Origin of the sequence: Duodenibacillus massiliensis, assembly GCF_900128485.1 — a bacterium.
Classification (GTDB): domain Bacteria; phylum Pseudomonadota; class Gammaproteobacteria; order Burkholderiales; family Burkholderiaceae_F; genus Duodenibacillus; species Duodenibacillus massiliensis.
The window spans coordinates 2,159-9,289 of sequence record NZ_LT635858.1 but is presented as its reverse complement, the minus strand read 5'-3'; the positions used below and the strand labels follow the sequence as shown (position 1 = coordinate 9,289).

General features: G+C 57.6%; 5 protein-coding genes and 1 pseudogene. 3 read left to right on the top strand and 3 right to left on the bottom strand.

The features are described from left to right. Window positions 1-330, top strand: a 330-nt coding sequence (locus BQ7486_RS02145; RefSeq protein WP_162272225.1) for a hypothetical protein, incomplete at its 5' end; no start/stop codon positions are given. 20 nt (window positions 331-350) lie between these two features. Here BQ7486_RS02145 and BQ7486_RS02140 read toward each other — a convergent pair. The 3 genes from BQ7486_RS02140 to BQ7486_RS02130 are packed head-to-tail and all read right to left on the bottom strand — an operon-like array spanning window position 351 to window position 6,097. Beyond that, window positions 351-4,067 carry an AAA family ATPase gene (locus BQ7486_RS02140; RefSeq protein ID WP_074008802.1) on the bottom strand — a complete coding sequence of 1,239 codons (3,717 nt, stop codon included), beginning with the start codon at window positions 4,065-4,067 and terminating at the stop codon, window positions 351-353. Then, window positions 4,057-5,298: an exonuclease SbcCD subunit D C-terminal domain-containing protein gene (locus tag BQ7486_RS02135; protein ID WP_074008801.1), complete on the bottom strand. Its 1,242-nt coding sequence runs from the start codon at window positions 5,296-5,298 to the stop codon at window positions 4,057-4,059. The genes BQ7486_RS02140 and BQ7486_RS02135 overlap by 11 nt, the downstream gene beginning before the upstream one ends. A gap of 37 nt (window positions 5,299-5,335) precedes the next feature. Next, a complete protein-coding gene (locus BQ7486_RS02130) occupies window positions 5,336-6,097 on the bottom strand; it encodes an AraC family transcriptional regulator (protein WP_074008800.1) in 762 nt (253 codons plus the stop codon). A 71-nt stretch (window positions 6,098-6,168) separates the two neighbouring features. On the opposite strand from BQ7486_RS02130, the gene BQ7486_RS02125 reads away from it, so the two are divergent. Continuing rightward, window positions 6,169-6,372 (top strand): antibiotic biosynthesis monooxygenase family protein, encoded by a 204-nt coding sequence (locus BQ7486_RS02125; protein WP_074008799.1) that lies wholly within the window; start codon window positions 6,169-6,171, stop codon window positions 6,370-6,372. 61 nt (window positions 6,373-6,433) lie between these two features. Further along, window positions 6,434-7,131, top strand: a pseudogene (locus tag BQ7486_RS02120) (hypothetical protein); the annotation flags it as partial.

Genomic DNA, 7,131 nt, shown 5'->3' with positions numbered 1-7,131 from the left:
CCCGCCACTGACAGCTACGATCTGAAGGCTGAGCAATCAGCGCTTGCGAGGCTCAAACAAGTCTCAGGGAACGTCGGATCAGTAGTGCAGTACAAACCAGCGAATCGGCAAGACGAAGCAGTCCTTCGCCGGAACCGACGGATCGAGCTGATGAAGCCCGTACCCGTAGAGCGGTTGCGTTTTAAATGTTCCTGTGGTGCAGGGGACGCCCGGGCAGACAAGGCCTCAAAAACCTTGCCTGTTACGGGAAAGCCTGCACTGTGTCAGGAAACCCCGCGCTTTCAAGCGCGCAAGCGCGGGTTGTTTAGCATCAGCGATGAACGGATATGAATAATTTATTCATAAATTCTTCATCTTACCTGTTCCTTCTTAACAGTCTTTTCCGCCGCTTTCTGCCGGATGCCGGGACCGGCGAGCTCGCTGACGCCGCCCGCCTTGCGGCGTACTTCAATACGTACCGGAATACGCTCGCGGATCTGACTGATGTGAGAGATCACGCCGATCAGTTTTCCCTGACTGCGAAGCCCCGAGAGCATCCCGAGTGCCGTGTTGAGGGCGTCTTCGTCAAGCGTGCCGAAGCCCTCGTCCAAAAAGAGCGAATCCACCCGGATTGAGCTTCCGGTCATACGCGAAAGGCCGAGCGCGAGTGCGAGACTGACAATGAAGGATTCGCCGCCCGAAAGGTTTTTGGCCGAGCGCACGGTACCCGCCTGCCAGTTGTCGATCACGTCAAGCGTGAGAGGCTGAGCCTGGTTTCGTACCAAGAGGTAGCGGTCGGTGAGTTCAGACAGCGACTGATTGGCGTTGGCGATCAGCCGCTCAAAGGTAATGCCCTGCACAAACTCGCGGTAGCGTTTGCCGTCATGCGACCCGATGAGCGCATTAAGCGTTGACCAGGTTTTGCAGACAGCTTCCTGACGCCGTATCTCTTCGGCAATCTGCCCCGCGGTTTTGCGCCGCTCATCGTCCGCGGCGAGCTGCTGGCTGAGTTCTCCGGTGCGCAGGGTGTTGGCGCGGATGCGGGCGGCGGCCTCTGCAGCCTGCTGCCGCACACGCTCTTCGGTGTCATCCCGCATGGTTTGGTTTTTGAGTTCCTGGGTTTTTGCTGTTTTCTCCCGCAAAAGCGCCGTGAGTTCGATGACAGACTGTTCGGCAGCGGCAATCTTGACTTCAAGCGCCTGCGCTGCTGTGTCGGTCATGAGGTGAGAAGCCCAGGCCGCTTCGTTTTCAAACCCTTTTTCAGCAAGAAGCGCTGTCCAGGCCGCTTCCGTCTGACTGAGAAGACTCTGAGCTTTGGTAAGAAACTCAACAGAGGACTTGAGTTCCGTCTGCGTGCGGGTCACTTCGGCGTCAGCTGTTTTTGCGGCAGTCTCTGCGGCGGCGAGCGCTTTTTGTGCCGCATCGCGCGCCGTGACGGCCGTTTTTTCCGCGGTGTCGGGATTTTGCGCGCCGAAAAGCTCTCGGCGCCGGGACTGAATCCGGGCGAGTTCTTCTGTGTGGGTTTTGAGTTCGGATGAAGCTCTCGCAGCCATCTGTGATTTTGCGGTTAAAAGCGTCTTTTTGCCGTTTTCTTCAGCCGTGGTCTTATCGCAGTGCGCCTGCAGGTCCGTCTGATCTTTTTTGGCTTTTTCGTAGCGCAGTGACGCCTCTTTAAGGCGTTTGTAAAGCGCATCAGAGTTTTGAGCCGACACCGTGTCTTCAGCGTAGGGTGCGGTGAGTTTCCGGTAGGCGCTGAGGGCAGCCGTGAGCGTCAGGTCCGAATCTGAGACGCGTTTGCGGGCTTCGGCAAGCGTCTTTTGAGCAGCATCATTTTGTGCTTTGAGGGAGGCTTCCTGTGCGGTGAGGGCATTGTTCTTTTCCTCAAGTTTTGCGTAACTTTCCCGCAGACGCATGAGATCAGCGGAGACCGAGCGGATGTCGGTCAGACGCTTAAGACCGGCGGTCTGCTGCGCTATGAGTTCCGTAATCCGGCGGTTTACCGTATCGGCTGACGGCACTTCGGAAAACCCGCAGAGCGCTGATTGTCCGGTAAGGGCTGTCAGGCACTTGTTGCCGGCGGTGTCAGCTTCTGCGAGGCGCTTATCAAGTTCCGTGCACTGTGCTTCAAGCCGCGCGTAAGACAGGCGGCTTTCGTCCAGCGTTGTTTTGAGTTTTGCTTCCCGGGTTTTCTGGTCCTTTAACTGAGCCGAGATGCCCGCGGTATCCGCTTCCGGACTTTCGTGCGCCCAGGGGTGATGCGTCGCACCGCACAGGGGACAGGGGTGACCCTCGGTGAGTTTGGTGCGCTCAACCTTAAGCCGCGCCACAAGGTCCAGGGCGGCGAGTTGCCCTTCAAGCGCCGTGACGGCCGTCTCCACGGCTTTAAGTGCTTCTTCCGTTGCCGTGACGCTCGTGCGGGTTTGAGCAAGAAGTCGGGCTTTTTCCTCCTTTTCCTTCTGAAGACGCGCCTGCGTTTCCCGGCTTTCACTGAGGGCGGCGAGAAGTTCCGGAAGGCGCTTTAAATTGCCGAGGACTTTTTCGCCCGCGGTCACCTCAGAGTGCAGGGTCTCTTCTGTTTTTCCGTCAAGAAGCTTGGTGAGCCGCTCCCGCGTTTCAAGCCCTGTTTTTTTGAGTGCTTCTTTCTTCTTTTTAGCCTCTTCAGCCTGAGGAAGAACGGCCTTATAGGCTTTGTTTGCCTCTTCGGCAGTTGTCTTCGCGGCTTGTGCTTCAGCCGCCGCTTTTTGCTGATCAGCGGTTGCCGTGATCACGGACTGCAGTGCGGCCGATAGCCCGGGAAGCGCTTCCGTGAGCCCTGCCAACGCGGCGTTTTCCCTGACAAAGCGTGAGGCTGCGGCAAGATCGGCCTGTGTCTTTGTGACCGTTGCCTGCAGTGTCTGGATTTCCCGGGTGATGGTTTCCGTTTCGTTTTTGAGCAGCGTTTCCCGCTTTCTGAGTTCTTCCGTTTCGGCTGTGAGTTTTACCGCGGACTGATCGAGTGTCTTCACTTCCGGAATGACGGCCAGGAGCCTTTCGTAGTCACTCTGAGCCTTGAGCGCACGGTCTTTCGCGGCGGTGAGGTCCGAGCGGGCTTTGTCTGCCTGCGTCTGCGCCGTGCGTGCCGCGTCCTGAGCGGCCTTGGCGCGGGTGTCAGCGTTCCTGACGGACTGACGGGCTTCTGCGGCACGGCGGGCATCGGCTGTTAAAGGAGCGGCTGCGCGGTGCGCTGCGAGTTTTTCGCGTTCCGGGTTTAAAAGCGTGTTCTCAGCCCGTGCTTTTTCCTGCCGGACGCGGATTTCGGTGAGTTCAGTTTCGGCTTTGTGAAGCGCGTCGTAGCGGACGATCACAGCTTCAAGCCGCTTGCGCTCAACGTCAGCCGCAGCACTTTCTTTGGCACAGGCCTCTTTTTGTGCGGCAAGTTCAGTGCGCGCTTCATCGGTCAGAAGCCCCACGGCGTTGTGCCGTTCCTCAAGGTCGGCAAGAGCCTTCATTTGAGCCGCGGCCTTTTGCTGCACTTCAATGGAAATCCGGCTGTAGATTTCGGTGCCGGTCAGTTGCTCAAGCGTTGCGGCACGCACGTCAGCGTCGGCCTTTAAAAACGCCGCAAAATCGCCCTGCGCCAAAAGCACGCAGCGCGTGAACTGGTCGTAGTCCATGCCGGTGAGTTCAACGATCTTTGCGTCAACCACCGCTTTTTTCTCGGCCGCGAGCACTTCCCAGGTGCCGGGCGCCGTTTCCCGCGAGAGGCGCTTTGTGTAGTCCTGAAGGGCCCCCTCGGGTTTGCCGTGCGCGCGGTTTTGGTGCCATTCGGCGCGGTAGCGCCCCGAACCCGTGGAAAAGATCACTTCCGCAGAGGCAACGCCGCAGCCGCGGGTCATGATCTCGTTTTCGGACTTATTGACCTTGTCAAGCCGCGGTGTTCTTCCGTAAAGCGCAAGCGCTGCGGCATCGAGAATCGTCGACTTTCCCGCCCCAGTGGGACCGGTAATCGCAAAAATGCCTTCGGCACCGTACACGGGATCGGTGAGATCGATTTCCCAGGCGCCCGCAAGGGAATTGAGGTTGGTGAGGCGGATTACTTCAATGCGCATGATTGTCTCCGGCGGGAACGTCGTTTTGTGCGAGCGTTTCCAAAATGCTGCGGTAGGCCGTGCGCAGCGCCTCTTTTTCGGTTTCAGCCACAGACTTTTGCTTTAAAAGCAGTTCAAAGATTTCTTCGGGCGTGAGATCGGCAATGCTTTTGGCGGTGTCCTGGCCGGAAAGTACGGCCCGGACGTAGCCGCGGTCAGAAACACGCAGGATTTTGACGCAGGACTTTTCGGTCACGTCACGGCAGAGTTTTTCAAGGCCGGTGAGCGGCGTATCTCCCGTGTGAATGACTTCAGCCAAGACCGGCGTTTTTTCCTGCGCGAGCTTTGCGAGCCCCTCAGAGATTGCGGCTTCGTCGCCCTCAATGTGCGCGAGCTGGTCAAAGGCGGGAACGTCGATTTCTTCAACGGCGGGCGTTTTGCCGTTAAAGGTGACAAGGTTTACACAGTGGCGGCCGGCGGCCTCGGAAAAGTCAAGCGCCATCGGTGACCCGCAGTAACGGTGCGCGGGGTTGCCGGCTACGGTCTGCGGCCGGTGCAGGTGGCCTAGCGCCACATAGTCGGCTTCAGGGGGAAAGACGCTGTCCGGGACGTCGCCGAGGCTTCCTACATATAGCTCCCGTTCGCTCGTGCCGGTCTTGCCGCCGCGGGCAAAAAGATGCCCCGTGACGATAAGGGGGAGGCTCTCTTCGAGAGCTGGGTAAAGGCGCAGTGCAGCGTCCTTACTTTTGCGGTAGTGACCTGCGACGCTTTCAGTAATCCGCTCGGTGCGGTTGGTGAGTGTGTCGGCATCCGTGAGCGTATGCAGATCGCTTTCACGCAAAAATGGAACGGCGCAGACAACGGCTTCGGTTGCACCTTTACTGTCAGTCACTGCAACGACCGAGTCTTCGGGGTTTTCCGCAGCACGCCCGATCACGCGGATATTTAAGGCGTTTAAAAGTGCGCCCGGCGCGTCAAGAAAGAGCGCGGAATCGTGGTTACCCGAAACAATGATGACGTTGCGGCAGGCCGTGCGGGTGCGCAGTGCCGCCAGGAATTCGTAGTACTGGTTCTGGGCTGAAATCGGGGGCATCGCCGAATCGAAGATGTCGCCTGCGATCAGAAGCGTGTCGATTGCGCGGGCATCAATGAGCTCAAGCAGCCAGTCAAGAAAGGCCTTAAAGGCCGCATCGCGCCGCTCGCCGCAAAGCGTTCTGCCCAGATGCCAGTCGGAGGTGTGAAGTAACCGCATAAAAGAGAAAAGCCCCAAAAGTTGTGAGAGGATTATTTCAGGTAGCCGCGGGCTTTGTATGGTTGCGCATGAGTGCCGTGGGTGTGGCGCCGAAAAGGCGCCTGAACGCGGCCGTAAAGACGCAGGGGTCCGAAAATCCGAGACGCAGCGCCGTCTGTTTGACCGTGAGTCCCTGCGCGAGCAGTTCCATTGACAGCGTGAGCCGCGCGCGGTGCCGCCAGTCCCGAAATGTCATGCCGGTGTCTGTTTGAAAGTGCCGCGAAAATGTGACGGGCGTCATGTTGAGTGCGGCTGCAAACTGCTCCAGGGGTGTGTTCCAGAGGCCTTTGGAGAGAATCATTTCCGCCGTGCGCCTCAGACCGGTTTCTGCCGGCAGTGCAAGATCAGCCGGCGTGACCGGTGCTTCCTGCACAAGCTGAAGAATCAGTGCCGGCATGAGGCCGTTGGTTTTGGTACTGAGGTTTTTAAGAAACAGTGTTCCCGTCAGCTCCCTGATGAGCGGCGTAATGGAGAGGGTACGCAACACACGCATGCGCTCCGGCGCTTTTGTAAAGTAGAGCGTACGCATCGCGGTTTCCGACAGAAAATGAATCGCGTGCGGCGTTCCCGCCGGAATCCAAAGTGCCTGGTTGGGCGTGATGATGCGGCGCACCGTACCGCTTTTTACAAGCATCACGCCCCTCATTGCGTAAAGAAGCTGTGCGTCAGCGTGTCGGTGTTCAGGACGCTTTTGTCCGAGCACGAAGTCACGGGAAAACCAGCGCCATCCTTCTGTTGCTTCTTTTGTTGATTCATCCATGTTAAATGCTGTTTGATCTATGTTCGGAGATCATACGATCACCGCATCAAAATCCTGATGCGGAGTCATTAATGTCTGTGGTTGTCCTGTTTGAGGCGGAATTTGTTCCGGGCGGCCGGGAGCGCTATCTCGCGCTTGCGCAAAAGCTCGCTGAGCGCGCCCGTGCAGCGGACGGTTTTATCAGCGCTGAGCGGTTTTCTTCGCTCACAGAATTTCCCGCAGGAAGCCCGGGGCTTGAGCCCCGGGAGGAATGCGGGCTTTCGAAATTTTTTTAATCTTGGCCCAAACGCAGCCAAACCATGCACATAGTTTTCGCTTAAGGTATATTCAGCCGCTATGAAATCGCGTACACCGTCCTTTGTCATCGAGCTGGGCCTGAAAATCGGAGAGGATCAGGAAAGTGCACTGGAGACCTACTTCTCCGATGCACGCCAGCTCTTCAATGCTGTTCTCGGAACGGCAAAGAAACGCGTGCGCGCCATGAAAAGCACTGAGGCATGGAAGCTGACGGCCGCGATGCCCAAGGGCAAAGACCGCAACAAGCGGTTTAAGGAAATTCAGAAGTCCGCCCACCTTTCCGAGTATGCCCTGCATGATGTCGTGAAAGAGCACCGAGCCAAGGGCGGCTTTACAAAGCGCATCGGCATCAACGAAGCGCAGAAAATTGCCACACGTGTCTGGCAGGGCATTGAGCGCTGGCTGCTTCATCAGGGAGGTCAGCCGCGGTTTAAGAGTGCTAAACGGGGCTTGCACAGCGTTGAGGGAAAATCAAACAAAACAGGGTTGCGTTGGAAGGCTAAGACGTGGACGCTCGAGGTTCTGGATCTGGTGATAAAGGCTGAAGCGCCGGATGCCTGGCAGAAAGAAGCTCTTCTTTCAGCAACAGATCCGTCCGGCTTTAAGCGTGTCAAATACTGCCGTCTTGTCCGGCGGATGATCCGCGGCCGTATGCGCTACTTTGTTCAGCTCATTGTCGAAGGCGTACCGCCCGTCAAGCACGTTTATGCTCCCAAGGATCTCAAGGTGGCTGTTGA